Source organism: Variovorax sp. GW821-FHT09D05, assembly GCF_059416325.1.
The window spans coordinates 417,328-442,480 of sequence record NZ_JBWKOZ010000006.1 but is presented as its reverse complement, the minus strand read 5'-3'; the positions used below and the strand labels follow the sequence as shown (position 1 = coordinate 442,480).

The 25,153-nt window shown below is 68.6% G+C and carries 24 protein-coding genes; 13 read left to right on the top strand and 11 right to left on the bottom strand.

The features are described 5' to 3' along the window. Positions 1-36 precede the first annotated feature (36 nt). The 4 genes from AC07O3_RS19110 to fhuF all read right to left on the bottom strand — a co-directional run bounded on the left by AC07O3_RS19110 (position 37) and on the right by fhuF (position 5,627). Entirely contained in the window at positions 37-2,427 is a 2,391-nt protein-coding gene (locus AC07O3_RS19110; RefSeq protein WP_354337786.1) for a TonB-dependent siderophore receptor, read from the bottom strand. Positions 2,428-2,594: 167 nt separating this feature from the next. Further along, the gene (locus AC07O3_RS19105; RefSeq protein ID WP_495340039.1) at positions 2,595-3,896 is read right to left on the bottom strand and encodes a lysine N(6)-hydroxylase/L-ornithine N(5)-oxygenase family protein; all 1,302 of its coding nucleotides are present in this window, start codon (positions 3,894-3,896) and stop codon (positions 2,595-2,597) included. A 91-nt stretch (positions 3,897-3,987) separates the two neighbouring features. Further along, positions 3,988-4,824 carry a formyl transferase gene (locus tag AC07O3_RS19100; RefSeq protein WP_093077844.1) on the bottom strand — a complete coding sequence of 279 codons (837 nt, stop codon included), beginning with the start codon at positions 4,822-4,824 and terminating at the stop codon, positions 3,988-3,990. A gap of 62 nt (positions 4,825-4,886) precedes the next feature. Further along, a complete protein-coding gene (gene fhuF, locus AC07O3_RS19095) occupies positions 4,887-5,627 on the bottom strand; it encodes a siderophore-iron reductase FhuF (protein ID WP_495340038.1) in 741 nt (246 codons plus the stop codon). A 268-nt stretch (positions 5,628-5,895) separates the two neighbouring features. Between fhuF and AC07O3_RS19090 the strand changes: the two genes are divergently transcribed. The 7 genes from AC07O3_RS19090 to AC07O3_RS19060 all read left to right on the top strand — a co-directional run bounded on the left by AC07O3_RS19090 (position 5,896) and on the right by AC07O3_RS19060 (position 13,426). Continuing rightward, the gene (locus AC07O3_RS19090; RefSeq protein WP_093077841.1) at positions 5,896-7,587 is read left to right on the top strand and encodes a cyclic peptide export ABC transporter; all 1,692 of its coding nucleotides are present in this window, start codon (positions 5,896-5,898) and stop codon (positions 7,585-7,587) included. Then, a complete protein-coding gene (locus AC07O3_RS19085) occupies positions 7,584-8,168 on the top strand; it encodes a Fur family transcriptional regulator (RefSeq protein ID WP_495340037.1) in 585 nt (194 codons plus the stop codon). Before AC07O3_RS19090 ends, AC07O3_RS19085 begins: the two co-directional genes overlap by 4 nt. A 21-nt stretch (positions 8,169-8,189) precedes the next feature. Further along, complete coding sequence (locus AC07O3_RS19080; protein ID WP_495340074.1) at positions 8,190-9,353, top strand: efflux RND transporter periplasmic adaptor subunit; 1,164 nt, start codon at positions 8,190-8,192, stop codon at positions 9,351-9,353. After that, complete coding sequence (locus AC07O3_RS19075) at positions 9,350-11,362, top strand: ABC transporter permease (RefSeq protein WP_426389447.1); 2,013 nt, start codon at positions 9,350-9,352, stop codon at positions 11,360-11,362. Before AC07O3_RS19080 ends, AC07O3_RS19075 begins: the two co-directional genes overlap by 4 nt. Next, a complete protein-coding gene (locus tag AC07O3_RS19070) occupies positions 11,359-12,846 on the top strand; it encodes an efflux transporter outer membrane subunit (RefSeq protein WP_495340036.1) in 1,488 nt (495 codons plus the stop codon). The genes AC07O3_RS19075 and AC07O3_RS19070 overlap by 4 nt, the downstream gene beginning before the upstream one ends. A gap of 176 nt (positions 12,847-13,022) precedes the next feature. Further along, complete coding sequence (locus tag AC07O3_RS19065) at positions 13,023-13,202, top strand: hypothetical protein (RefSeq protein ID WP_093077835.1); 180 nt, start codon at positions 13,023-13,025, stop codon at positions 13,200-13,202. Between the two features lie 11 nt (positions 13,203-13,213). Then, entirely contained in the window at positions 13,214-13,426 is a 213-nt protein-coding gene (locus tag AC07O3_RS19060) for a hypothetical protein (protein ID WP_143696781.1), read from the top strand. Positions 13,427-13,439: 13 nt separating this feature from the next. On the opposite strand, the gene AC07O3_RS19055 is transcribed toward AC07O3_RS19060, so the two are convergent. Both AC07O3_RS19055 and AC07O3_RS19050 read right to left on the bottom strand, forming a co-directional pair. After that, on the bottom strand, positions 13,440-14,504 hold the full coding sequence (locus tag AC07O3_RS19055; protein ID WP_495340035.1) for a FecR family protein: 1,065 nt from the start codon (positions 14,502-14,504) through the stop codon (positions 13,440-13,442). Then, positions 14,501-15,118 (bottom strand): RNA polymerase sigma factor, encoded by a 618-nt coding sequence (locus AC07O3_RS19050; RefSeq protein ID WP_093051594.1) that lies wholly within the window; start codon positions 15,116-15,118, stop codon positions 14,501-14,503. The genes AC07O3_RS19055 and AC07O3_RS19050 overlap by 4 nt, the downstream gene beginning before the upstream one ends. Positions 15,119-15,429: 311 nt before the next feature. Here AC07O3_RS19050 and AC07O3_RS19045 point away from each other — a divergent pair, with 311 nt between their 5' ends. Beyond that, positions 15,430-16,182, top strand: coding sequence for a siderophore-interacting protein (locus AC07O3_RS19045; protein ID WP_495340034.1), 753 nt, complete (start codon positions 15,430-15,432; stop codon positions 16,180-16,182). Between the two features lie 23 nt (positions 16,183-16,205). On the opposite strand, the gene AC07O3_RS19040 is transcribed toward AC07O3_RS19045, so the two are convergent. Both AC07O3_RS19040 and AC07O3_RS19035 read right to left on the bottom strand, forming a co-directional pair. After that, positions 16,206-17,639, bottom strand: coding sequence for an FAD-binding oxidoreductase (locus AC07O3_RS19040; protein ID WP_495340033.1), 1,434 nt, complete (start codon positions 17,637-17,639; stop codon positions 16,206-16,208). Next, entirely contained in the window at positions 17,636-18,109 is a 474-nt protein-coding gene (locus AC07O3_RS19035) for a DUF2069 domain-containing protein (RefSeq protein ID WP_307614962.1), read from the bottom strand. Before AC07O3_RS19035 ends, AC07O3_RS19040 begins: the two co-directional genes overlap by 4 nt. Between AC07O3_RS19035 and AC07O3_RS19030 the strand changes: the two genes are divergently transcribed. Further along, positions 18,108-19,319 carry a YihY family inner membrane protein gene (locus AC07O3_RS19030; protein WP_093051585.1) on the top strand — a complete coding sequence of 404 codons (1,212 nt, stop codon included), beginning with the start codon at positions 18,108-18,110 and terminating at the stop codon, positions 19,317-19,319. The two genes, AC07O3_RS19035 and AC07O3_RS19030, sit on opposite strands and share 2 nt — an antisense overlap. Here AC07O3_RS19030 and AC07O3_RS19025 read toward each other — a convergent pair. Beyond that, a complete protein-coding gene (locus AC07O3_RS19025; RefSeq protein ID WP_093176935.1) occupies positions 19,316-19,654 on the bottom strand; it encodes an Mpo1-like protein in 339 nt (112 codons plus the stop codon). The genes AC07O3_RS19030 and AC07O3_RS19025 overlap by 4 nt on opposite strands. Before the next feature lie 123 nt (positions 19,655-19,777). On the opposite strand from AC07O3_RS19025, the gene AC07O3_RS19020 reads away from it, so the two are divergent. Next, a complete protein-coding gene (locus AC07O3_RS19020; protein ID WP_093077829.1) occupies positions 19,778-20,164 on the top strand; it encodes a thioredoxin family protein in 387 nt (128 codons plus the stop codon). A 14-nt stretch (positions 20,165-20,178) separates the two neighbouring features. Beyond that, positions 20,179-20,841: an NAD-dependent epimerase/dehydratase family protein gene (locus tag AC07O3_RS19015; RefSeq protein WP_495340032.1), complete on the top strand. Its 663-nt coding sequence runs from the start codon at positions 20,179-20,181 to the stop codon at positions 20,839-20,841. Between the two features lie 9 nt (positions 20,842-20,850). On the opposite strand, the gene AC07O3_RS19010 is transcribed toward AC07O3_RS19015, so the two are convergent. Next, on the bottom strand, positions 20,851-21,792 hold the full coding sequence (locus tag AC07O3_RS19010; protein ID WP_093176940.1) for a LysR family transcriptional regulator: 942 nt from the start codon (positions 21,790-21,792) through the stop codon (positions 20,851-20,853). A gap of 116 nt (positions 21,793-21,908) precedes the next feature. Between AC07O3_RS19010 and AC07O3_RS19005 the strand changes: the two genes are divergently transcribed. Continuing rightward, a complete protein-coding gene (locus tag AC07O3_RS19005; RefSeq protein WP_495340031.1) occupies positions 21,909-23,336 on the top strand; it encodes a M20 family metallopeptidase in 1,428 nt (475 codons plus the stop codon). An 8-nt stretch (positions 23,337-23,344) separates the two neighbouring features. After that, on the top strand, positions 23,345-24,334 hold the full coding sequence (locus AC07O3_RS19000; RefSeq protein WP_093176943.1) for a Bug family tripartite tricarboxylate transporter substrate binding protein: 990 nt from the start codon (positions 23,345-23,347) through the stop codon (positions 24,332-24,334). Between the two features lie 12 nt (positions 24,335-24,346). On the opposite strand, the gene AC07O3_RS18995 is transcribed toward AC07O3_RS19000, so the two are convergent. Then, entirely contained in the window at positions 24,347-25,153 is an 807-nt protein-coding gene (locus AC07O3_RS18995; protein ID WP_495340030.1) for an alpha/beta fold hydrolase, read from the bottom strand.

Below are 25,153 nucleotides of genomic sequence, written 5' to 3'. Positions count from 1 at the left end.
GCCCCCCGCATTCACGCGGGGGGCGAGGCTGATCGATCAGAACTTGTACCGGGCGGTCAGGGTCGCCGCGCGAAGGGTGCCCTGGTAGCACTCGCCGTGGTAGCAGATCGAGTTGTACTTCTTGTTCGCCAGGTTGGAGACGTTGAGCGCGAAGCGCCACGGGCCGGTTTCGTAGTGCACGGCCGCATCGACGAGCGTCACGCCGCGTTCGAACGTGGTGTTGTACTCGTCGTTCTGGCGCTTGCCGATGTAGCGCACGCCGCCGCCGAAGCCCAGGCCGTTGCCCAGGGTGTAGTCGAGCCACACCGAGGCGGACTGCTTGGGCACGAGCGGCGGGATCTTGCCGATTTCGTCCGGATCGGCGCTGGCGAGCACTTTCATGTCCAGCCAGGTGTAGGCAGCAGCGATGTTCAGGCCCGGTGCGAGTTCGCCCTTGGCTTCCAGCTCGATGCCGCGTGAGCGCTGCTTGCCGATCTGGCGCCCCTCGGAGGTTGCCGGGTCGTAGGTGACCACGTTGGTCTTGCGCAGGTCGAAAGCCGCGGCGGTGAACAGGGTGCGCGTGCCTTCGGGCTGGAACTTGACGCCGACCTCGACCTGCTTGCCGCGGCTGGGATCGAAGGGCTGGTTGTTCGCGTCGACGCCGCTGTTGGGCAGGAAGGACGTGGTGTAGCTCATGTAAGGCGCCCAGCCGTTGCCGAGCAGGTAGCTAAGGCCTGCCCGGCCGCTGAACGCACTGTCCGACTTCCGCGTGAAGGTCTCGCTCAGGTAGTTGCTGGTGCTCTGGCGTACCTGATCCTGGCGGCCACCGACGGTGAAGACCCATTTGTCGCCGAACTTGATCTGGTCCTGGGCGTAGATGCCGATCTGGCGCGTCGACTGCGACAGATCAGTCACCGGGATGGTGGGCGTTGCCACGGCCTGGCCGTAGACGGGTGCGAGCACGTCGAGGTCCGGTGCCGCGCCGCGGAAACGCCGCTGCTTGCCGTTCTGGTCGGTGTAGTCGAAACCGAGCAGCACCGTGTGCTGGACGGAGCCGTACTGCAGCTTGCCCTGCACGTTGGTGTCGAGCGTTGCCAGGTTCACGGGGTCGTTCCAGCTTCTGGCAACGCGGGAGAGCGTGCGCTGGTCATCGCCGAGCGAGCCGGCCCAGACTGCTCGCCTGTTCAAGTCGATCCTGCTGTAGCGGAAGTTCTGGCGGAGGGTCCAGGTGTCGTTCAGGGCCGTTTCGAAGCGGTAGCCGATGGCGGCCTGTTTCTGCTTGAGCTGGCCGAAGCTGTAGTCGCCCACCTTCACGGGGTAGAGAACGTAGTCCTGGGTGAGGTAGTACGGGTCTTCAGACGTGTTGTTCTTGAGGTACTCCGCAAAGACGGTCAACGAGGTCGTTGCATTGGGCTGCCAGCGCACGGAAGGCGCGATGTAGGTGCGCGTGTGGTTCAGCTTGTGGCCGTCGGGGTATCTGTCCTGGTCGTTGCTGTCGAGGCCTACGCCAACCAGGCGATAGCTCAGGTCGGTGTTGTTGCCGATCTTGTCGCCGAGGTCGAACGCCAGTTGCTTGCGTTGGTAGCTGCCGTACTGGAGTTCGATTTCGCGGCTCTTCTCCCCGGTCGGCTCCTTGCTCACGCGGTTGACGATGCCGCCTGCGTCGCCCTGGCCGAACACCATCGACGACGGGCCGCGCAACACCTCCACGCGCTCCAGCCCATACGGTTCGCTCAGGTAGTAGGTGGGGCCGAACGCCGGCTGGGCGAGCCCGTCCCGATAGACGCCGTTGGCGGAAGTGCTGAAGCCCCGCAGCAGGATGTATTCCCAGCCACGGTTGTCGGGGCCGTACGTGTTCGTCGTGACGCCAGGCGTGTAGCGAATGGCCTCCATGACGTCCTGCGCGCCGCGCGCCTCCATTTCATTGCGGCCGATGATGGAGATCGACTGCGGCACTTCGAGCACCGGCGTGTCGGTCTTGGTGGCCGTGCTGCTGCGGCGGGCCACGTAGCCGGTGACCGGGCCGGTGGGCGATTCGTCGGCGTTGGCCACCACCTGCACCGCGGGCAGAGTGCCCTGGGAGCTGGCAAGGTCGGCGGTGCGGCGGATCGTGAAGCTGCCGTTGGCGGCGCGCGTCGCCTCGAGCGAGGTGCCGGCGAGCATCTGGCCCAGGGCCTGATCGACCGTGAGCTTGCCTTGCACGGCGCGCGAGTTCTTGCCCGCGACCACCTCGCCGGCAGCAAACACCTGCACGCTGGTCTGGCGCGAGAGCTCGTTGAGCGCTGCACCGAGTGCCTGCGACGGCACTTTCACGTCGAACACCTGCGCCGCGGCCTGGCCGGAAGCCTGCGCTTGCGCTGAAGCCAGTGGGGCCCAGACGGTGAGAACGGAACCGAACGCCGCGGCAAGCGCGGCATTCAGCAGATGTTGACGAGGCAGGGGACGCATAAAAGAACAACTCCAGTTTTTTGAATTACGACGCATTCACATTCAGGTGCGGATGCCGGCCCAACTTCCGGTCTCTGGCGCATCTATGAGTAAGACGTTCGAACTCATCAAACAGAGACACTCTCCCTGCACAAATCTTTAGTACGCCGGGGTGCGGCGCCGGAATTTCAGTTCTGGACGGCCTCGGGTTCCGGCCGGAGGTGCACTGCCGCGCCGGCCGGCGTGGCCAGCAGGGCGCTGCCGATTTCGCCGGTTCTGACCGAGGTGACGGACAGCAGGGTGTCGCTCAGGCCATGCGAATCCTCGCAGGCGCCTTGCAGGTAGATGGCCGGATGGAAGTCGGGCGTGGCCAGGACGCGGTAGTGCCGGTCGACCTCGTAGCTGCCGAGATAGCCCGCCAGCGGCGCGAGCAGAGCCTTGTGGTGCTCCCGGACATAGCCGGTGGCGAGCACCACGGCGTCGTAGCGCACGGCGTGCTCGCGCAGGGCGTTCTGGTCCCACAGCGTGAGGTGCACGCCCTGGTCGTCGGCCATGACGTTGCGGATGTCGTGCCGGCGCAGGAAGCGCAGGCGGTTGCCGCCGGTCACCCGCTGTTGGTAGAAGGCCTTGTAGATCTGCTGGATCAGCTCCAGGTCGGCCACCGCATAGTTGGTATGCCAGAACTCGTCGAGCAGCGCGGCGCGTTCCTCGTCGGAGCGGCTGAAGGTGTAGTCGGTGAACTCGGCGTTGAAGATCTCGTTCACGAAGGGGCTGTCGTCGGCCGGGCGGATCGAGCGCGAGCGCGTGACGAGGTCGACCTGCGGCGCGCCGGGCCGGCCCTGCAGGTCCATGAAGATCTCGGCCGCGCTTTGCCCCGCGCCCACCACGGCGATGCGGCGGGCGTCCGGCAGCTGTGCGATGTCCTGCAGGTAGCTGCTCGAATGGAAGACGCGCGGGTCGTTCCGGAGCGTGCGAAAGCCGTCGGGGATGTTCGCCATGCCGCCGATGCTGACCACGAGGTTGCGCGCGAGCCGCTCGACCAGCTTGCCCGCATGGTTGCGCGAGCGCACGCGCAGCAGGGCCACCTCGCCGCCCTTTTCTTCGGGCAGCACCTCGAACACCTCTTCGCCGTAGGCGCAGGCGTCTTCGAACTGCTCGGCGGCCCACGAGAGGTAGTCGTTGAACTCGTGGCGGCTGGGGAAGAAGCTCTTCAGGTTGGCGAAGTCGGTCAACCGGCCTTTTTCGTGCAGGTAGTTGATGAAGGTGAAGCGGCTGGTCGGGTTGCGCAGCGTCGCCAGGTCCTTCAGGAAGGAGATCTGCATGTGCGCGTGGTCCAGCAGCATGTGCGGGTGCCAGGCGAAGCTCAGCTGCTTCTCGATGAACAGCGCGTCGAGCGGGCGGCCGGCATGGCGCTTTTCGTCGAGGGCGATGGCCAGGGCGATGTTGGACGGGCCGAACCCGATCCCGACCAGATCATGGACGTGTGGCATTGAAATCAACTCCTGTGGTGGAGGGCGGCGCGCCGCATGCGGCAGCCCACCCTGGGCCGTGTGTAAGAAGACGCTCGGCGGCGCGGGATGTTCACGCTTCCACGGTCTCGGCCATCAGGGCCAGGCCCTGGTGGAGCGCGGGAAAGAGGCTGCGGTTGAAGTTGTTCCAGCGCAGCTCGAGGATGGTGTCCGCGGGGTCGATGTCGGTGCCCAGCACGTCGAAGATGACTTCGCCCGAATCGATGCCGGTGTCCACGTAGTGGAAGGAGGCGCCGGTCTTCAGCACCGGCTCGATCGCGACCGTCTCGCGCGTGCGCCAGTCGACCACCCGCTGGCCCTTGGCGCCGTACAGCGCGTCGAGCGTGGCCCAGGCGCCGCGGCGCTCGAACGGCGACTCCAGGCGCGTGATGCCCGGATGGATGTTCACGATCCGGCGGAAGAAGGGACTTTCGGGGCGCGCCAGCTGGTCGAGGATCACCAGCAGGCCGTCGAGCACGACAAGGTCGGCCTCCAGCGCGGTGAGCCGCTCGAGCAGGCGCTGCTCGAACTCCTTCTTTCCGGCTGCGCGCTCGGCGGCCGCGTCCAGCGGCAGCCGCCGGTAGGTCGACGGTACGTTGTGGAAGATGTCGTTGGCCCGGCGGCCCTGCACCTGCAGATCGCCCGGGTAGATCCATTGGCGGGCCGGATCGAAGCCGAAGCCGTAGTCCTGCAGCGCCTGGCGGTCGCGCGGCGAGCCTTCGTCGTCGTCGAAGAGCACGGCCTCCAGCGAGTAGGCATCGCCCAGCGGCGTGCGCTCGAGTGCCTCGGCCAGGTACTCCAGCGGGGACTTCATGTAGCGCTGCCCGCCCTTGTAGTCGATGTACTGGCCGGCCTTGTCGGCCGCCGCATTCCTCAGGGACATGATGTAGACGAGTTTTGCCTTGGACATGGATATGCGCTCGATGGATGGGTGGATGGAAGAAGTGATGACTTGATGACGTGATGGCGTTGTCAGCGGTGCGCCGGCGACAGCGGGCAAGCGCCGCAGTAGCCTTCGCGTGGCAACAGATGGAAGAGGCAGCACTGGCGGTGCAGCTTCACGGTCCGCTCGCGACCCTCGAGGCGCACGCGGATTTCGCGTTGCCGGCCGGGCAGGGGGTTGCTCCACGCCGGCCAGGCGGGGTTGTGCAGCAACTGCTGCCTGTCGCCAGCGATCGGCGGCGACCCGCCGGTCAACGCAAGCGCCTGGTCGAGCACCGGTTCGAGGTTGCGCGCCGCGTTGCCCCAGAGGATCTTGGCGGCGATGCCCGTCAGGCGGCACAGCGCCGAGAACAGCGGCTCCAGGTGCTGCCGCAGCAGCGCCGAGTAGCGTTCTTCGGTGGTCGCGCCGCGTTGTGGCTGGCCCAGTTCGCGGATGTGGAAACTCAGTGGGTGGGCGTGCGGGCCGAGGCGCACCCAGACCTGGTCGGGGGCAACGGGAAATCCATGCTGCAGCACGCTGGCCGCGGCCGCGACCGGCGGCAGCAGCATGCCGAGGTAGTCCAGGCTCCAGGCCGAAGCCACCGCGCGCAGGTCCTTGCCCTCGACCCCCAGGTGCGACGCATGCAGACGCAGTACACGGCCCAGCAGTTCGGGCGAGTGCACCAGGTCGGCAACGCGCAGCGCGCCCGCGGGCGGCTGCGGCGCGCACTGCAGCGCCTCGCCATGCGGCGCCAGGTTGCCCTGGAACAGGGGTTCCAGCATGGCGATCATGGCGTCGTCGCGAAAGAGGGGGCGCCGGCGGTGCGGCGGTTTGCAGGGGGCATGAAGCTAGGACGGATGGGCCGCGCAGGTGTTCATGCCGCGCGGCGTGAACATTTGCGCGGGCCACCCGTCAAGTGGGGTACAGGCGGTCCGTTGCCGCCCGCAGCCCTGTGGCCCAGTCGGCGCGGCAGGGGTGCATCCATCCGTTTCGCGTCCGGCGGCAGGGCTTGCCCATGCCGCCGGACCCCAGTCGCCCAAGGGCGGAAAGAGTTCTTGCATGACAACTGCCCCCGCTCCCGACGGCGAGTTCGCACGCCTGCTCAAGCCGTTCCTGCCGTGGATCCTGCTGTCGGCGGTCATGGGCATCGGCGCGGGCGCGGCCACGGTCGCGCTGCTGAGCACCATCAACCAGGTGCTCAACCGGCAGGGCGGCCTGTCCGGCGGCCTGCTGCTGACGTTCATCGGGCTGTGCGCGGTGGCGCTGTTCGGGCGCATGGTGTCCGATGTCTCGACCAACTTCGTCGGCCAGCGGGTGGTTGCGCAGGTCCGCAAGAGCCTGGCGCAGAAGATCCTTTCGGCGCCCATCGATGCGCTGGAGCGCTACCGTACCCATCGGCTGATGCCTGTGCTGTCGCAGGACGTGGACATGGTCAGCGACGTGGCATTCGCGCTGTCCGCGACGCTGATCGCCTGTGTCACCGCGCTCGGCTGCCTGGCCTACCTGGCCTACCTGTCGCTGCCGCTGTTCGGTGTGCTGCTGGTGGCGCTGGCGATCGGCGCGACGGTGCAGGCCATGGCGCAGTTCCGCGGAGTGAGCGGTTTCTGGAAGGCGCGCGAACATGAAGACCAGCTGCACAAGGCCTACCGCGCGATCAGCGAGGGCGCCAAGGAGCTGCGCATGCACCGCGTGCGCCGCCAGCGCATGTTCGGCGGCCAGATCGAGCGCATCGTCGACAACATCCGCACGGTCAACGGGCGCGCGATCAACACCTTCGTCATTGCCGCCGCATTCGGTTCGGGCCTGTTCTTCCTGCTGATCGCGCTGATCCTGGGCTGGGCCTCGTTCCGGCCGACCGAGCCCGCGGTGCTCAGCGGCTTCGTGCTGGTGCTGCTGTTCCTCAAGGGGCCGATGGACCAGATCGCCGGTGCCCTGCCTGCCGTGGGTCGAGCGCGGGTCGCATTCCGGCGCATTGCCGACCTGTCGGCGCGCTTCGCCACGCCGGAGCCGCACCTGCACGTCGGCCATGCGGGCAGCGAGCTGAAGTTCGAGCACGAGATCGCGCTGCGCGGCGTGCGCTATGCCTTCGATGCGCCCGAGGGTGGCGAGGCCTTCGCGCTCGGGCCGATCGACCTGCGGCTTCGCCGCGGCGAGATGGTGTTCGTGGTGGGCGACAACGGCTCCGGCAAGACCACGCTGATCAAGCTGCTGCTCGGCCTGTACGCGCCGCACGAAGGCGAGGTGGCAATCGACGGCACTCCGGTGGGCCCTGAGCGCCGCGACGACTACCGCCAGCTTTTCACCACGGTGTTTTCCGACTTCTACCTGTTCGAGGACCTCGCAGCCGGCCCGGACGAAGAGCAGGGCGAGGCCAGCATGCAGGTGCTGCCGCAGCGCGCCTTGCCCTACCTGGAGCGCCTGGAAATCGCACACAAGGTGAGCCTGAAGAACGGTGCGTTCACCACCACGGACCTGTCGACCGGCCAGCGCAAGCGACTGGCGCTGGTGCACGCCTATCTCGAGGGGCGCCCGGTGCTGGTGTTCGACGAATGGGCCGCCGACCAGGACCCGACCTTCCGCCACCTGTTCTATACCGAGCTGTTGCCCGAGCTGCGTGCCAAGGGGCACCTGCTGGTGGTGATCTCGCACGACGACCGCTACTTCCACCTGGCCGACCGCATCATCACCATGAGCGCCGGCCGCATCGCGGACGACCGGCCCCGCGCCCACCTGGAGAGTCTTGCTGCATGACCGACGGCCCGCAAACCAACGATACGCAGCGGCCGGTGTTCATGTCGCAACTGCGGGCGGCGCGAATCCGGCCGTCCGTGGTCCGGCTGTGCGTGCTCCAGACGCTGGCGGACGCGGGCAGCGAATGGCAGCGCGGTGAAGAAGTCTTTCGCCGCATGCTGCTGCGCGGCACCTCGGCCAGCCTGACCACGGTCTACCGCATCCTCAAGGAGTTCGAACATTCGGGGCTTGTCGAGCGCGAATGGGCGCGCAGCCGCGGCGGTGCGCTGGCGGTGTTCCGCTACGCCGCGCCGGGTGCGAATGCCGATGCCTTGAGCGTGCGCATGCGCTGCAACGGATGCGGCACGTTCACCGAGGTGCAGGACCGCGAGCTTCACGAGGCGCTGATGCGCGTGGCCCAGAGCAAGGGCCTGCCGCTGGCGGGCACCTTCGACGTGCAGATCCACGGCTCATGTTCGTCCTGCGAGCACCGGTCCGCGGGGGAATCGTCGAGCGAGCACCAGTCGTCGCGCGAGCACGGCAGGATGCTGCCGCTCGCGGGCTTCCGCGCTCGCCCGCGCGCGCAGCGCCTTGCCGCTTGACGAGGAGCCGGCGTGAGTGATGTGCGTCAAGGCGCCTGGCGCCGCCGTGCGGTCGCCGCGGTGCTCGTGTCTCTTTGCGCGGCGGCCGGCGCGGGGTTGCTCTGGGGAAGGGGCGAGCCGATGGACGTCGACTCCGTGCCGGTCGCGCGCGGCACCATCGAGTCCAGCGTCTCGGCACTCGGGGTGCTGCAGCCGCGGCACTACGTGGACGTGGGCGCGCAGGTCTCCGGGCAGATCCTTCGGCTGCATGTGCAGCCGGGCGACGTCGTCAAGCGGGGGCAGTTGCTGGTGGAGATCGATCCCAGCGTGCAGCGGGCCACGGTCGATGCGGGCCGAGCCTCGCTGGCGGGGCTGCGCGCGCAGCGCGACGACCAGCAGGCCCAGCACGTGCTGGCGCAGCAGCAGCATGCGAGACAACGCCAGATGGCTGCCGACGGCGCCACGCGGGACGAGGACGTGCAGGCCGCGCAAGCCGCGCTGGCGTCGGCCGGCGCGCGCGTGAGACAGCTCGAGGCGCAGATCGCACAGACCCAGGCGACGCTGAAGGCTGACGAGGCCCGCCTCGGCTACACCAGCATCTACGCGCCGATGGCCGGCACCGTCGTGTCGGTGGAGGCGCGCGAGGGCCAGACGCTGAACGCGACCTACCAGACGCCCAATGTGCTGCGCATCGCAGACCTGTCTTCGATGACGGTGTGGTCGGAGGTTTCCGAGGCCGACGTGCGGCGCATCAAGACCGGCATGCCGGTCTACTTCACCACGCTCGGCGAGAGCCAGCGCCGTTGGCAGGGACACGTGCGGCAGCTGCTGCCCGCGCCGCCGGCGCCCGAGAGCAAGACGGGCAGCGACAGCAGCGCCAAGCCTTCCGCCGCGGCGAGCAAGGTGGTGGTCTACACGGCGCTGTTCGATGTCGACAACGCCGACGGCGAGCTCATGCCGCAGATGACGGCCAAGGTCGCCTTCGTCGAGTACGCCGAAAAAGACGCGCTTTCGGTGCCGCTCGCCGCGCTGGTGCCGGTGGCCGGCAGCAGCGACCGCTTCACGGCACGCGTGCTTCGCCCCGATGGCAAGGTCGAGGTCCGGCAACTGCGCGTCGGCGTGCGCAACCGGCTCGCTGTGCAGGTGCTGGAAGGCGCGCAGGCCGGAGACCGCATCGTCATCGCCGCCAGGGCTTCGAAGCCATGACGACCGCGGCGCGTGCGCCGGGCGATGCGCCGCGGCCGCTGATCGAACTGCAGGACATTCGCAAGTCGTACGGCGGGCGCGGTGGCCGGGGCGGCAAGGAAGCAGGGGCGGGCAGCCCGGCAACGACCGTGCTGCATGGCATCTCGTTGCGCCTGTACGCGGGCGAGTTCGTGGCCGTCGTCGGTGCTTCGGGCTCCGGCAAGTCCACGCTGATGCACATCCTGGGTTGCCTCGATCGGCCGAGCGCCGGGCGCTACCTGTTCGACGGCCAGGACGTGGCCAGCTTCGATGCCGACGCGCTCGCCTGGCTGCGCCGCGAGGCCTTCGGTTTCGTGTTCCAGGGCTACCACCTGGTGCCCAGCGAGTCGGCGCGCGAGAACACGGAAATTCCCGCGCTCTATGCCGGCATGCCGGAGGCCGAGCGGCGTGCGCGCGCCACCGCACTGCTCGAACGGCTGGACATGGGCGCGCGGCTCGACCATCGCCCGCACCAGCTGTCGGGCGGGCAGCAGCAGCGCGTGGCGATCGCGCGTGCGCTGATGAACGGCGGGCGCATCATCCTGGCCGACGAGCCCACCGGCGCGCTCGACAGCAAGAGCGGCGCCGAAGTGATGGCGCTGCTGCACGAACTGGCGGATGCGGGCCACACCATCATCCTCATCACGCACGACCGCTCGGTGGCCGCGCAGGCGCGGCGGATCATCGAGATTCGGGACGGGCGCATCGTGGCGGACTCGGGTGAGCACACAGGCGAAGGCGCGGCGGCAATCGCTGCCGCGCCTTCGCCGGTCTTCAGTCGCCCATCGGTCACTGGCGGCGCCTCGCTGCCTGCCGACATTCGCGAGGCGACACGGGCCGCGTGGCGCGTGATGTGGAGCAACCGGTTCCGCACCGGGCTCACGCTGCTGGGCATCGTGATCGGCGTGGCCTCGGTCATCGTGATGCTGGCGGTCGGCGGTGGCTCGCAGCGCAAGGTGATGGCGCAGTTCGAGACCTTCGGCACCCGCACCATGTTCGTTTCCGTGCAGCTCGCCAGCCTGCGCAACCCGAGCGCGCCGCTCACGCTGGACGACGCGCTGGCCGTTCGCGCGCTGCCCAATGTCGAAGGCGTCGCGCCCTACATCGAGGACAGGGTGGTCGTGCGCCGCGGCAATATCGACCACCTCACCGAGGGCGGCGGTGCCACGGTCGATTTCTCGCGAGTGCTCGGCTGGGGCGTGAGTCGGGGAGTGATGTTCGACGCCGAGGACGAACGGCGCATCGCCAAGGTCGCGGTGATCGGCGAAACGGTGCGCCAGCGCCTGTTCGCCGACGGGCAGGACCCCGTCGGACAGGACATCCTGGTGGACAAGGTGCCGTTCCAGGTCGTCGGCGTGCTGGCGTCGAAGGGCGCCACCAACGGCGAGGACCAGGACGACCGGGTGGTGGTGCCGCTGTCTTCCGCGGCCACGCGCGTCTACGGCCATCCCCACCCGACGTGGCTTGCAGTGCAGGTGCGCGACATCGACAAGGCGCAGGAAACGGCCACCGCCATCGAGGCGCAGCTCGAACGCCAGCAGGCCGGGCGCCACGTGCTGATATGGAACCGCGTCGAGGCGCTGCGCGTGCAGACCGAAACCGCGCGCGCCATGACGCTGATGTTGGGGCTGATCGCCATCGTGTCGCTGATCGTGGGCGGTATCGGCGTGATGAACGTGATGCTCATGACGGTGCGCGAACGCACGCGCGAAATCGGCATCCGCGTGGCGACGGGCGCGCGCCAGCGGGACATCCTGCGGCAGTTCATGACCGAGGCGGTGCTGGTGACGTCGGTGGGCGGCACCGTGGGCGTTGTTGCCGGGCTGGGCATCGTCGTGGGGCTGATGCTGGCCGGCGTGCCGGTGCTGTTTTCGCTGGCGGCGAGCGTGGGCGCCTTCGGCTGCGCGGTGCTGACGGGCGTGATCTTCGGGTTCATGCCGGCGCGCAACGCTGCGCGGCTGGACCCTGTGGTGGCGCTGGCGGGGGAATGACGGTGTTGTTGCGAACGCGCTCTGGATGCGGCTGGTGGGCGGCTTTGTTGTGTGCGGCGCTGTCGTCGGGCTGCGCGCTGCATGGCGATCGCGCCGAGCGCGCGATAGAGCTCCCCTCTGCATGGCGACATGCGCAGGTATTCGGCGACACGGGGCCGGTCGATGCGCAGTGGTGGCGCAGTTTCGGCAGCACGGAACTCGACACGCTGATTGCGCGCGCGCAATCGCAAGGCAACGATCTCGCAGCCGCTGTCGCGCGGGTGCGGCAGGCCGACGCGCGGGCGCGCATCGCCGGCGCGGCGCTGCGGCCGCAGGTGACGGGCACTCTCGGCGTCAGTCGCGAGGGCCGCCTGGGCGGCAATGCAACGGTTGCCGGCAGCACTTATGCGGCGGGTTTTGCCGCCAGCTATGAACTCGACCTGTGGGGCCGCGATGCCGCGCTGCGCGACGAAGCGCTGCAAGGCCTGCGCGCAAGCGCCTTCGACCGCGACACGGTACGGCTCACCGTGACGGCCGATGTCGCCGCCACCTGGCTGCTGGCGCTGGCCCTGCGCGAACGCGCCGAAATTGCGGCACGCAACCTCGACAACGCGCGCCGCGTGCTGGCGCTGGTGGAGGCCCGCAGCCGCGCCGGCGCGGTGTCGCCGCTGGATCTTGCACAGCAGCGCGGTCTGGTGGCCGCGCAGCAACGTGCGCTCGCAGCGCTGCATCAGCAGGCGGGCGACGCCGAGACCGCGCTGGCGCTGCTGCTGGGCACTGCGGCGCCGGCGTTCGAACTGCGGGGGCCGCGGCTCGATGCGCTTCAGGTTCCCGTCGTTGGCGCGGGCGCGCCTTCTGCATTGCTGGTGCGGCGCCCGGACATCGCACGCGCGGAGGCTCATCTGGCTGCGGCCGATGCCAACGTGCTGGCGGCGCGCGCTGCGCTGCTGCCGACCGTCTCCCTGAGCGCCACGGTAGGCACCGGAGATAGCCGCTTCGGCAGGCTCTTCGACAACCCGCTCTACAGCCTGGCTGCCGGCCTGACCGCGCCGGTTTTCGACGGTGGGCGACTGGCGGGCGGCCAGCACCTGGCCGAGGCGAAGCGCGAAGAATTGCTGGCCGCCTACCGGGGCGCGATCGTCGGTGCGTTCGCGGACGCGGAGACTGCGCTGAACGGCGTGTCGGCCATCGATGCGCAGGCAACGGCGCAAGGCGCCGAACTGGCCGAGGCGCGCCGCGCGGCAGATCTGTCGGAGGCCCGCTACCGTGCGGGCGCAGAGACACTGCTGACCTTGCTCGACGCGCAGCGCACCCTCTACACCGCGCAGGACCTGGCGGTCCAGTTGCGCATGGCGCGCTTGCAGGCACGGGTCTCGCTCTACCGTGCAATGGGCGGTGGATGGCGGCAGGCCCGGTGCGCGGATGCCGCACCCGCCGCAGTCGAAGGACATGCCGAATGCGTTTTGGACGCTCGTGGCCCTGCATCGCCGGGCCGGCCTCCTTGAACATTCGGGGCCGCGGATCGTCTTTTTCTCTAGACGCCTGCGCGCCGGCATTTTCCGGTGCGCATCGGCCTCGACGGTCATCCCCCTGAATCAACAACACAGCGCCTGGAGTAGCAGTGGCCCCGCAAAACCATCCGGAGGCGCCGTCCGCCGAGGAGACCGCATGGCGTCTCTACATGGACCTCCGAGAGAATCCATGCCGCACGGGCGCGTTGAAGCTGACGCACTGGCTGCGGGAAGACCAGGCACATCCGCCCGCATTCGACCGCGCCCTGCGCCTCTGGGCACTGGCGGGCGCCGCTCTGGTCGTCAGCCGCCGCAGGAATTTTCATCCGCCCACGGGCGGGCTCGAATGAGGCGCGCCGGGTTGGCCGCGCACTGCCTCGTGCCCGATGAATGCGTCCGCACCGCGGCGTCGCTTTTCGCTTGCATGCACGCCTCGCCGACCCTGCAGAACACGGAGGAACTGGCCCGATGGCTCGGGAAAGACCCCCGGCACCTGCGCGCGCTCGACATCGCGCTGGCGGAGTGGGGCCTGGTGCAGTCCGGCCACCCCGTGGGGAATGTGCGCGGCGCCTGACGCGGCGAAGGACTCAGCGCGTTCGCAGGGTCACGCTGCCGTCCGGCTGCGGTTCGGCGGCCAGAGGCAGGATCGTCGGCAGGGCGGCCACGAGGCCGTCGGAATCGTTGGTGCGGAAACGGCCCGACAGCCGCATCGCGTCGACGCGCGAACTCGTGCTGACGATGGGCCGTGCGCGATAGCTGTTGACCGCGGCCAGAGCGTCGCCGAGCGGTGTGTTCTCGAAGACGAGCCAGCCATTGCGCCACGCAGACAGGGCTGCCGTGTCGGTTTGCCGCACTGCGGCGGCACGGCCGTCATCGATTTCAAGCAGCTCGCCCATGCGCAGGTCGATCACTTCCGTCTCTGCGCCGGTGGACCCGTCGCGCGGCGGCATGTGCACGCGCACATGGCCATGCTCCACGCCCACGGTGATCGGGCCGCCACGGTCGCGCACGGTGAACGCGGTGCCGACCACTTCGATGGTGACGCCGCGCGTGCGGACCCTGAAAGGGCGGTCTGCATCGCGCGCCACCTCGAAGCGCACTTCGCCGTGCGCCATGTCGACGGCGCGGTGCTGGCGATAGAGCGCCACGTCGATCGCGCTCTGCGGTGCCAGGTCGAGTAGGCTGCCGGGCGCGCCGCTGCGGCCGTCGGTCAGCGTCACCTTCAGCATCTGCGCGGTACGGGTTTCGTAGGCTGCGCGGAACACGGGTTGCTGCCAGTACCACTGCACGCCCCGGCCCGCGACCAGGCCAGTGCCCAGCAAGGCGGCGACCGAAAGCAGCATCTTGCGGCGCTGCTGCCGGTGCGTCGATGCGGCGGCAGTGGCGGCTGCGTTGGCCATCAGCGCGGCGTCGGGTTCGTCGAAGTGCGCGCGCAAGTCGTTCGCCATGCCGCCGAGTGCGTCCCAGCGCTCGCGTGCCTCCTGCACGGCCGCTGCATGTTCCGCCGATTTGCCGCGCCACTGGTTGAGCAACGCGCGGGCGCGGCCCGCGGCCTCGCCGGGTGCGATCTCTCCTTCGACGATCAGCGCGAGCGCGCGCTCGATCAGCCGTTCGCGCGGAGGAGCGCCTGCCGCCATGCTGTCGCCGTTCACGAGAAGTCTTCGGCCAGCGCCGCGTCGAAGCCCGGCCGGCTCAGCACGACCTGCGGCTCGATCAGCTCCGAGCGCAGTTCGGCGAACACGCGCGAGCAATCGATGGTGGCGCGCAGCAGGTGCTTGGCCACGGCCATCTCGGTGATGTTCAGCCGCTGCGCAATTTCAGCGCGCGTGTGGCCGTAGGCGCGGAACAACAGGAACACCTCGCGCCGGCGCGGCGGCAGTTGTTCCATGGTTTCGACCACTCGCGCCAGCACCCGTTGCTGGGCCACGACGTATTCGCTGGACTGGGCCGTCTGGTGCGTGCCGATGCCAGCATGCGTGCTGACCCATTCCTGCGCGACCTTGCGCCGGCGTGCATCGTCGACGCACAGGTTGCGCGCCACGCGAAACAGCAGGGCGCGGGGCGATTCGATGGAATAGGCGGCGTCCTGCAGATCGGGCAGGGCATCGCCGCGATTGCCGCCGCGCGTCTTGAGCGACGCCGCATAGACCCGCTCGAAGCTGGACTGCGCGATGTCGGCCGCGTAGTGCGGGTCTCTCAGGTCGCGAGTGAGCTGCCGGCGCAAGTCCGCGTAGTGAGCTACCAGTTCCTGAACGAGGTCGCGCATCCGGCCGCCTTCTCGCAAGCATCGACGATGGACCCCGGGGTCGTTCGCCAGAACGCACCGACGGATTCGCCCCGACTTCCGCATGGGAAGAGGCGAGCTGGCCGCAGAAGCATTTGGTTTTGAAAATCCCCGGGAAGGGTGAATAAGAACTATTCTTATTGGAGTGTATCACTGAATTGTTAGCTGAAGACATGACTGTGGCGCGTCGCGGATGAGCCGCCTTTGCCACTTTTGCCAATGGCTGTCGAAACTAACTTGTCAGGTTCTCGCGGCGTTGCCGCATCCACTCACTGTCCAGAGAGTTCCTTCTTATGTCTTCTTCCCGTTTCGCGGCGCCTTCGCCTGATGCCCCCCAACCCGGGCTGATCGAACGCACGTTCACCCGCCTGTTCCTGCGTCCGGTGCGTGTCATTGCGGCCACCAGCCTGTCGACGCACTTCCGGTTCATCGACCTCGAAGGCGCGGCTTTCGAAGGCCATCGCTGGTCGCCCGGCCAGAAGCTCCAGATCAAGGTCGGCGGCACATTCGAGGCGCGCACCTACACCCCCGCGTCCTTGGATGTGGCGCGCGGTGTCATGCGCATCGTGGCGTTTGCGCACGGCGAGGGGCCGGGCAGCGAATGGGTGCGCCGCACCCGGCCCGGCGACGAACAGCAGGTGTTCGGGCCGCGCCGCTCGCTGGAACTCGAGCCGCTGCCGGCATCGACGATCCTCTTCGGCGACGAGACCTCCTTCGGCCTCGCGGCGTCGCTGTGCGGCAGGGATGCGCCCGGGCAGGGCGTTCGCGCCGTGTTCGAGGTGAACGCCATCGCCGAATCGCGTCAGGTGCTGGATGCGCTGGGCGTCCAGCCGCTCGCGCTGATGGAGCGCCGCGCCGACGATTCGCATATCGGCGAGCTGCTGGCCGCGATGGTGCCGCCCATGGAAGGCAGCACGCACTATGTGCTGACCGGCAAGGCCGCGTCGATCCAGCAGGTGAGTCGGGCGCTCAAGGCGCAGAGCGTCGAGGCGCGGCGCATCAAGGCCAAGGCCTACTGGGCACCGGGGAAGACCGGGCTCGACTGAACGCAGTCCGCAAGCGGGCCAGGCTAGACCCGGATCACGCGGCCCGGGTTGAGGATGTTCTTCGGATCGAGCCCGCGCTTGATCGCCCGCATCATCTCCAGCGCCACCGGCGACTTGTGCTTTTCCAGCTTGTCGACCTTGAGCGAGCCCACGCCATGCTCGGCCGAGAACGAGCCGCCGAACTTCTCGACCGCGTCGTACACCAGCGTGTTGATGCGCTCTTCTTCGTTCTTCAGGAACGCCTTGGTGTCGATGTTCTCCGGCGCCTGCACGTTGTAGTGCAGGTTGCCGTCGCCCAGGTGGCCGAAGTTCACCAGCCGCACGCCGGCAATTTCACGCGCCAGCAGCGCATCGGTTTCTGCCACGAAGGCCGGGATGCGCGACACGGGAATCGAGATGTCGTGCTTGATGTTCAGGCCTTCCTCGGCCTGCGCGAGCGGAATGCTTTCGCGGATGTGCCACAGCTGGTGCGCCTGCGTGAGGTTCTCGGCCACCACCGCGTCGGTGACGCAGCCGTCTTCGAAGGCGGTTTCGAGCAGCGCCTCGAAACGCGCACGTGCGTGGTCTTCGGATTCGCTGTCGGAGTTTTCGAGCAGCACACAGTACGGCACGGCCTCATCCTCGATGAAGGGCACGCGCAGCTGCGGCATGTGCTTGTCGACCAGGCTCAGTGCAAACTTGCCCATCACCTCGAAGCCCGTGAGGCCCGAGCCCAGGTGCTTGTGCGCAAGGCCCAGCAGCGTGACCGCATGGTCGAGCGATGGCACCGCCGCCCAGGCCGTGAGCTGCGCGGCCGGCAGCGGGTAGAGCTTCATGGTCGCGGCGGTGATGATGCCGAGCGTGCCTTCGCTGCCGATGACGAGGTCGCGTAGGTCGTAGCCGGTGTTGTCCTTGCGCAGGCCGCTGGTGCCTTCCCAGATCTCGCCCTGCGGCGTGACCACTTCGAGGCCCAGGCACAGCTCGCGCGTATTGCCGTAGCGAACCACCTGCGTGCCGCCCGCGTTGGTCGCGAGGTTGCCGCCGATGGTGCAGCTGCCTTCGGCAGCGAGGCTCAGCGGGAAGAGGAAGCCGGCCTTCTCGGCGGTCTCCTGCAGCGTTTGAAGAATGCAGCCGGCCTCGACGGTCATCGTGAGGTTGGCGCCATCGATGGTGCGGATCGCGTTCAGGCGCTGCAGGCTCAGCACCACCTGCGTGCCGCTCTCGTCCGGAATGGAGCCGACCGCCAGGCCAGTGTTGCCGCCCTGCGGAATGATGGCGGTGCCGGCGGCCGCACAGGCCTTCACCACGTCGGCCACCTGCTGCGTGGTGCCGGGCCGCACCACGGCCAGCGACTTGCCGCGCGCGCGCTTGCGCCAGTCCTGCTCGTAGGCAGTGAGGTCGCCCTCGTTCAGCACGTTCGCCGCGCCGACGATGGCGCGCAGTTGATCGATCAGGGAAGAAGAAGCAGCAGTGGTCATTGGGCGGAAGCCTCCAGTTGGCGGGCAGCGTTCTTGGCGTGGCGCAGGCGCAGCCGCACATGCCATGCGCAGGCCGCGAAGAGCACGAGGCACAGCAGCACCTCGACGAGCGCGAGCACCTGGCCCACGCCGTTGGTGTCGCTCCAGGCGCGCACAACGCCCTCGGTGAAATAGAGCCAGATCATCAGGCTGACCCAGCGGTAGGTGTACATGCGGTTCTTCCACAGACCCGCGAGCGGAATGACGAGCGGCAGCACCTTCAGCGCCAGCAGCGAGCCACCCGGGCGCAGCGGCGCCAGCCACAGCTCCCAGGCCAGGCCCAGCACGATGAGGCCGACGAGGCTGCCCACGGCGGCCCAGCGGGTCGCGCGAACGGAAGAGGGCGGGAGCGGAGTGTCGGACACGTTGGGCGGCGAAGAGAAGAGAGCGCCCGGCAGGCGGCCAGCGGCGACAAAAAGAGCGGATGGCATGATAGCCGCCATGAATCGCAGGCAACTCTGGAGGGATCTTTCGCGCTTTCCGTGGCGCAACACCGCAGCGGTGCTGGGCGAGCGTTTTCGCGAAGACCGGCTCGGCCTCACGGCCAGCAGCCTGACCTTCACCACCACCATCGCGATGGTGCCGTTCTTCACGGTGGCGCTGGCACTGTTCACCGTGTTCCCGATGTTCGCGAAGATGCAGGGCCGACTGCAGCGCTGGCTCATCGAGAGCCTGATTCCCGACAACATCGCACGGCAGGTGCTGGGCTACCTGAACCAGTTCGCGAGCAAGGCCAGCGGGCTGGGCATCGCGGGCCTGATCGTGCTGCTGATCACCGCCATCGCGCTGATCCTCACCATCGACAAGACGCTCAACAACATCTGGCGCGTACGCTCGCCGCGGCCGTTCGCGCAGCGGGTGCTCATCTACTGGGCGGCCATCACGCTGGGGCCGATCATCCTTGCGGTGAGCCTGTCGACCACTTCGTACGTGGTCTCGGCCACCAGCGACGTAGTGGGGCGCGGCATGGTCAAGCTGTTCTTCGACACCTTCGAGTTCGCGCTGCTCGCGGTCGGCATGGCGTCGCTCTACCACTACGTGCCCAACACCAATGTGCGGTGGTCGCATGCATGGGCCGGCGGCATCTTCGTGGCGGCCGCCATCGAAATCGCCAAGCGCGTGCTGGCCTACTACCTGAGCCTGGTGCCGACCTATTCGGTGCTGTACGGCGCCTTTGCCACGGTGCCGATCCTGCTGGTATGGATCTACGTGGCCTGGGTGATCGTGCTGCTCGGCGCGGTCATCGCGGCCTACTTGCCGAGCCTGCTCACGGGCGTGGCACGGCGCGGCGGCACCGCGGGCTGGCCCTTGCAACTGGCAATGGAAGCGCTGCAGCACCTGGCCCGCGCGCAGGCCACGCCGGCCAAGGGCATGGGCGCGACCGAACTGGTCACGCGCATGCGGGTCGATGCGCTGCAACTGGCGCCGGTGCTCGAAACGCTGGTGGCACTCGACTGGATCGCGCCGCTGGCGGAAGAGCCCGCCAACGAAGACCCGCGCTACGTGCTGCTCGCTGACCCTTCGACGCCCATCGAGCCGCTGCTGAAGGAACTGCTGATGCCGCAGGCCGAGCCGCTCGAAGACCTGTGGCAGAAAGGCCCATTGCGCTCGCTGCGCCTGGGCGACGTGCTCCTGATCTAGATCTTCACCCGACCGAGCCAGATGTCGCGGTACATCGCCCAGTCGCCCATGAAGGAGTAAAGCGGCCGCTTGAACGAGGCCGGCTTGTTCTTCTCGAACCCGAAGTGCCCGACCCAGGCAAAGCCGTAGCCCGCCACCAGCCCGGCCAGCAGCCACAGCGGGTTGAGCGTGACCACCAGCGCCACCAGGCACAGCAGCGAAATGGTCGAGCCCGCGAAGTGCAGCCGCCTGCAGGTGAGGTTGGCGTGCTCGGTCAGGTAGAAGGGATAGAACTGCGCAAAGCTCTTGAATTGACGCGGATCGACGGCAGATCCTGGGGCAGTCGTGGTGTTCATCGTGCGAGTCTCCTGTGCCCCTGAAACCCGGTGGTCCCGGCGGATGAGGGCTTTGTCCATAATAGCCACGACCTTCCGGCCGCACCACCCCGGCCTTCCGATCACACCACCGACGCATCAGCCTTGAGCGCCCTTCCAAGCACCCCCGAATCCGTCGAGCCGGCCAGCAACGATGCGCCTTGGGTCGTGTGCCTTTGCGCCGAATGGTGCGGCACCTGCCGCGACTACCGGCCGCTGCTCGAAGAGGTGGCGCGCGCGCACCCGCAGTTCCGCTTCGCCTGGGTCGACATCGAGGACCACGCAGACATCGCCGACGCCTTCGACGTAGAGACCTTCCCGACCCTGCTGGTTGCGGGCGCCGACGGCACGCGTTTTCTGGGCCCGCTGCTGCCGCATGCCGAGACGCTGTCGCGCATGCTCTCCGCGCTGCAGCCGCCGAAGCCTTCGAGTCTGGACGTCGACCTGCTGCTCGCCGTGCTCAACAAGAAACCGGCCGTCTTCACGGTCTGACCGGAAGCTCCGTCATGAAAATCCTGATCTTCGGCGCCACCGGCATGGTGGGGCAGGGTGTGCTGCGCGAGTGCCTTCTGGCGCCCGACGTCGAGAGCGTCGTCGCGGTCGGCCGCAATGCCACGGGGCAGCAGCATCCCAAGCTGCGCGACCTGGTCCACAAGGACATGTACGACTACAGCGCCATCGAGCCGCAACTGCAGGGCTTCGACGCCTGCTTCTTCTGCCTCGGCGTGTCGTCGGTCGGCATGAAGGAGCCTGAATACAAGCGCATCACCTACGACCTGACGCTGGCCGCCGCCACCGTGCTCGCGCGGCTCAACCCGGCCATGACTTTCACCTACGTGACGGGTGCCGGCACCGACAGCAGCGAGCGCGGCAGCAGCATGTGGGCGCGCGTGAAGGGCGCGACCGAAAACGCCTTGTTGCGCCTGCCGTTCAAGGCGGCCTACATGTTCCGGCCCGGCATGATCCAGCCGCTGCATGGCATTCGCTCGAAGACGCCGCTCTATGACGCTGCGATCGTCGTGCTCAGGCCCGTGCTCGGGCTGGCCCACAGCCTGTGGCCGAACAAGGTGACGACCACCGAGAAGATCGGTCGCGCCATGCTGGCCGTGGCGCGCAACGGCGCATCGAAGGTGCTGCTCGATCCGGCGGACATCAACGCGCTGGGCTGAAGAGCTTCTTCAGGCTGCCGCAGCCCGCGCGCGCCCCAGCTTGCGCCGGCCCGCGCTGGCGATCGCGCTCACCAGGTGCCGGACGAAGTCCTGCGCCAGCGGCGGCAGCGTGCGGCCTTCGAGCGCCAGCACCTGCAACTGCCGCTGCTGCAGCGGCGCCTCCGCAAAAGGCCGCGCCACCACCGTGCCCGCGTCGATCAGGTGCATCACCGTGAGCAGGCCCGACAGCATCACGTCGGGTGTGCGCAGCAATGGAAGCAGCACTGAAGAGAAATTGCTCACGAACAGCGCGTGGTACTGCAGCCCCTGCAGGCTGCAGGCCTGGTCGAACAGCTGGCGCGCGGTCACGCCCCTGTCGCCCACGGCCAGCGGATAGCGCACCGCATCGGCCACCGACACCACGCGCTGGCGCGCCAGCGGATGGTCGGGGCGCAGCACCGCGTACACCGGCGCGGTGGCCGTGTGCTCGATCTTCAGGCCCGGCTCGGGCGCAACCACGTACTTGAGTGCGATGTCGGTCTCGCCGCGTGCCAGCAGCGCGCTCACGCCGTCGGGCGAGCCCACGTGCAGTTCGAGCTGGCAGCCCGGATTCGCCGTCTCGAAGCTGCGCATCACCAGCGGCATGAAATGCCCCGCGAAGCCCTCGGTGCAGGCCATGCGAATGCGCCGCGCGCGTTGCCCGCCGAGGTCGCGTACCTGCTCGACCACCTGCTCGATGTCGAGCTGCGCATTGCGCAGGTGCGCGGCCAGCCGTTCGCCGGCGGCCGTGAGCGCCATGCCGCGCGCATGCCGTTCGAACAGCGGCGTGCCCAGGCTGTCTTCGAGCTTGGCGATCTGCCGGCTCACCGCCGAAGACGCCACGAACAGCCGCGCCGCCGCCTGGTTGACCGAGCCGCTGCGCGCCACTTCGAGGAAGTGGCGCATCGGGATGCTGAGAAGCGGGAGAGTCATGACGCCAGGGTGTTGCCTTCAAGGCAATGGTAGCTTGCCAAAACGATGCTGGAAGCATCGGCCTTCAGGCCTTGTACTTGCTGCACCCGATGGACAGACAGACAAGGAAGCTCTTCATGCAACGCACAGACAGCCTGGCCGCTGCCGCCGCCTACTTCGACGGGGGCGGCTTCTTCGCCGACCTCCGGCGCCGCATCGCCTTTCGCACCGAGAGCGACACCGGCGCCGCAACGCCCGCGCTGGAGGCCTACCTGCGCGAAGAATTGATGCCGCCGCTCGCGGCGCTCGGCTTCGCCTGCGAGGTGATCGCCAACCCGGTGCCCGGCGGCGGGCCGTTCCTCATCGCGCGCCGCATCGAAGACCCGGCCCTGCCCACGGTGATGACCTACGGCCACGGCGACGTGGTCAGCGGGCAGGACGCGCACTGGGAAGAGGGCCTCGCCCCGTGGGCGCTGACCGTGCGCGGCGAGCGCTGGTACGGGCGCGGAACCGCCGACAACAAGGGCCAGCACAGCATCAACCTCGGCGGGCTTGCTGCCGTGCTCGAGGCGCGCGGCGGGCGCCTGGGCTACAACATGACGTGGCTCGTCGAGATGGGCGAGGAGGCCGCCTCGCCCGGCCTGCACGCGGTGTGCGCGCAGGAACGCGACAAGCTGCGCGCCGACGTTTTCATCGCCAGCGACGGCCCGCGCGTGAGCGCCGCGCGGCCCACGCTGTTCCTCGGTTCGCGCGGCGCGGTCAACTTCAGCCTGCGGCTGCGCGCCCGGCCGCGCGGCTACCACTCGGGCAACTGGGGCGGTGTGCTGGTCAATCCGGGCACAGTGATCAGCCATGCGGTGGCCTCGCTGGTGGATGCGCGCGGCCGCATCCTCGTCGAAGCGTTGCGCCCGCCGCCGGTTACGCAGGCCGTGCGCGATGCGCTGGCCGACATCGCCATCGGCGGCGGCGCGGACGACCCCGCGGTCGACGAGGGCTGGGGCGAGCCCGGCCTGAGCCCGGCCGAACGGCTGGTGGCGTGGAACACCATCGAAGTGCTGGCGCTCGGCGCGGGTTCGGCGCAGCGTCCCGTCAACGCGATTCCGTCTGAAGCCGTGGCGCATTGCCAGCTGCGCTTCGTGGTCGGCACGCCGTGGCAAGACCTGGAGAAGATCGTGCGCGCGCACCTGGATACGCACGGCTTCGGCCAGGTCGAGGTGCAGATCACGCTGACCGGCGCGGCGACGCGGCTCGATGTCGAGAACCCGTGGGTGGGCTGGGCGCGCCACTCCATCGCGCAAAGCAGCGGGCAGCGCGTCGACCTGCTGCCCAACCTGGCGGGCTCGCTGCCCAACGACGTGTTCGCCGACCTGCTAGGGCTGCCCACGCTGTGGGTGCCGCATTCGTACCCGGCCTGCGCGCAGCACGCGCCCAACGAACACCTGCTCGCGCCGCTGGCGCGCGAGGGCCTGCAGATCATGGCCGGCCTCTACTGGGACCTGGGCGAGCCGGGGCTCGCGCCGTGGGCCGCCGGGCAACTGCCGCCATCCGTTTCTTCCCTTTCCTGACACGCACCATGAACCTCGTCATTTCCCGTCGCGCCTTCGGCCTGCTGCTTTCCGCTTCCGCCGTCCTGGGCGCCCAGGCACCCGCCTTCGCGCAGAGCGCATGGCCTGATCGGCCGGTCAGGCTGGTCGTGCCCTTTCCGCCGGGCGGCGGCACCGACATCGTGGCGCGGGCAATGGGGCAGACGCTGTCGGAGCACCTCGGCCAGCCCATCGTGGTCGACAACAAGCCCGGCGCCTCCACCATCATCGGCACCGATGCGGTCGCCAAGGCCGCGCCTGACGGCTACACGCTGCTGCTCTCGGGCTCTACCAGCTACAGCGTGAACCCGGCCCTGCGCGCCAAGCTGCCGTACGACCCGGTGCGCGACCTGGCGCCCATCGCCATCGTGGCGCGCACGCCGCTGGTGCTGGTGGTGGGCAAGGGCACGCCCTGGCACTCGATGCCCGAGCTCATCGCCGCGGCCAAGGCCAAGCCGAAGAGCATCCGCTACGCCACCTTCGGCTCGGGTTCGGGCCCGCACCTGGCCGGCGAACTGCTCGCGCTGGCCGCCGGCATCCAGCTCCAGGACATTCCGTACAAGGGCAGCAGCCAGAGTTCGATGGCGGTGATCGGCGGCGAGATCGAGATCGGCATCGACACCGTGGCCGCCGTGGCGCCACATGTGCGCTCGGGCAAGCTGCGCGCGCTCGGCATCGTGGGCGCGACCCGCTCCAGCATGCTGCCCGAAGTGCGCACGCTGGCCGAGCAGGGGCTGCCCGACGCCACCTTCGATGCCTGGTATGGCTTTGCCGCGCCAGCCCGAACCCCGGCGCCGGTGATAGACAAGCTCGCCCGCGCGGTCACCGCGACCATGGGCAACCCTGCGCTGCAGGCGCAACTGCGAGCGCAGGGCATGGAGCCGGTGGCAATCGGCGCAGCGGCGTTCCGTACGCAGATGGAGGGCGAGATCTCGCGCTACCGTGCGCTCGCACACCGCGCGGGGATCGCGGCGGAATAAGGGCGTGCCTGCTCAGGCTGTCGCGAAGTCGCGCAGCGCGAACAGCACCTCGTCGGGCGCCTCGCTCATCAGCGAGTGGCCGGCATGCACCATCACCACCTTGGCGTTGCGCGCCTTGCCCACCAGCGCCTTGGTGGCGCGCGGCGGCGTCATCTGGTCGGCATCGCCGAGCAGGAACAGCACCGGGCACTGCACCCTCTCCATCGCGGCCTCGCCGTTGGCGTAGTCGTTGCAGGCCTTGAAGCCGATGTGGAACACGTTCGCATCGCGGTTGCTCGCGAGCACGCGGCGCATCAGCGCGCGCGAGCTGCCGTAGAGCCAGGTGCCCGGGCCGAGCGAGGAGGGCGGCGGCGCCAGCAGCGAGTGCGAGAAGGTGTTGACCATGGCGATGGCGCGCTGCGGGTCGCTCACCGAGCTTTCGAGCAGCGCGGGCGACACCACCATCGGGTAGGCCGTGCCGACCATCGCGAGGTGCGTGATGCGGTCGGGTGCGCGCGAAGCCGTTTCGAGTGCGATCAGCGAACCGAAGCTGTGGCCGACCAGTGCGGCCTTCTGCACGCCGGCCGCGTCGAGCAGCGCAATGACGAACTGCGCCGCGTCCTCCACGCTGGCGGGTGGCGGGCCTTCGCTCTTGCAGTGGCCGGGCAGGTCGACTGCGAGCACGTTCCAGCCGTGGTTGGCGAACCAGCGGCTCTGCAGGATCCACACGCTGTGGTCGTTGAGCACGCCGTGGATGAACACCACGGTTGGCTTGGCCGCATCGAAGGGCTTGCCGCCGGTGTAGCAGTAGGTGGTGTGGCCGTTGACGGTGTAGTTCAT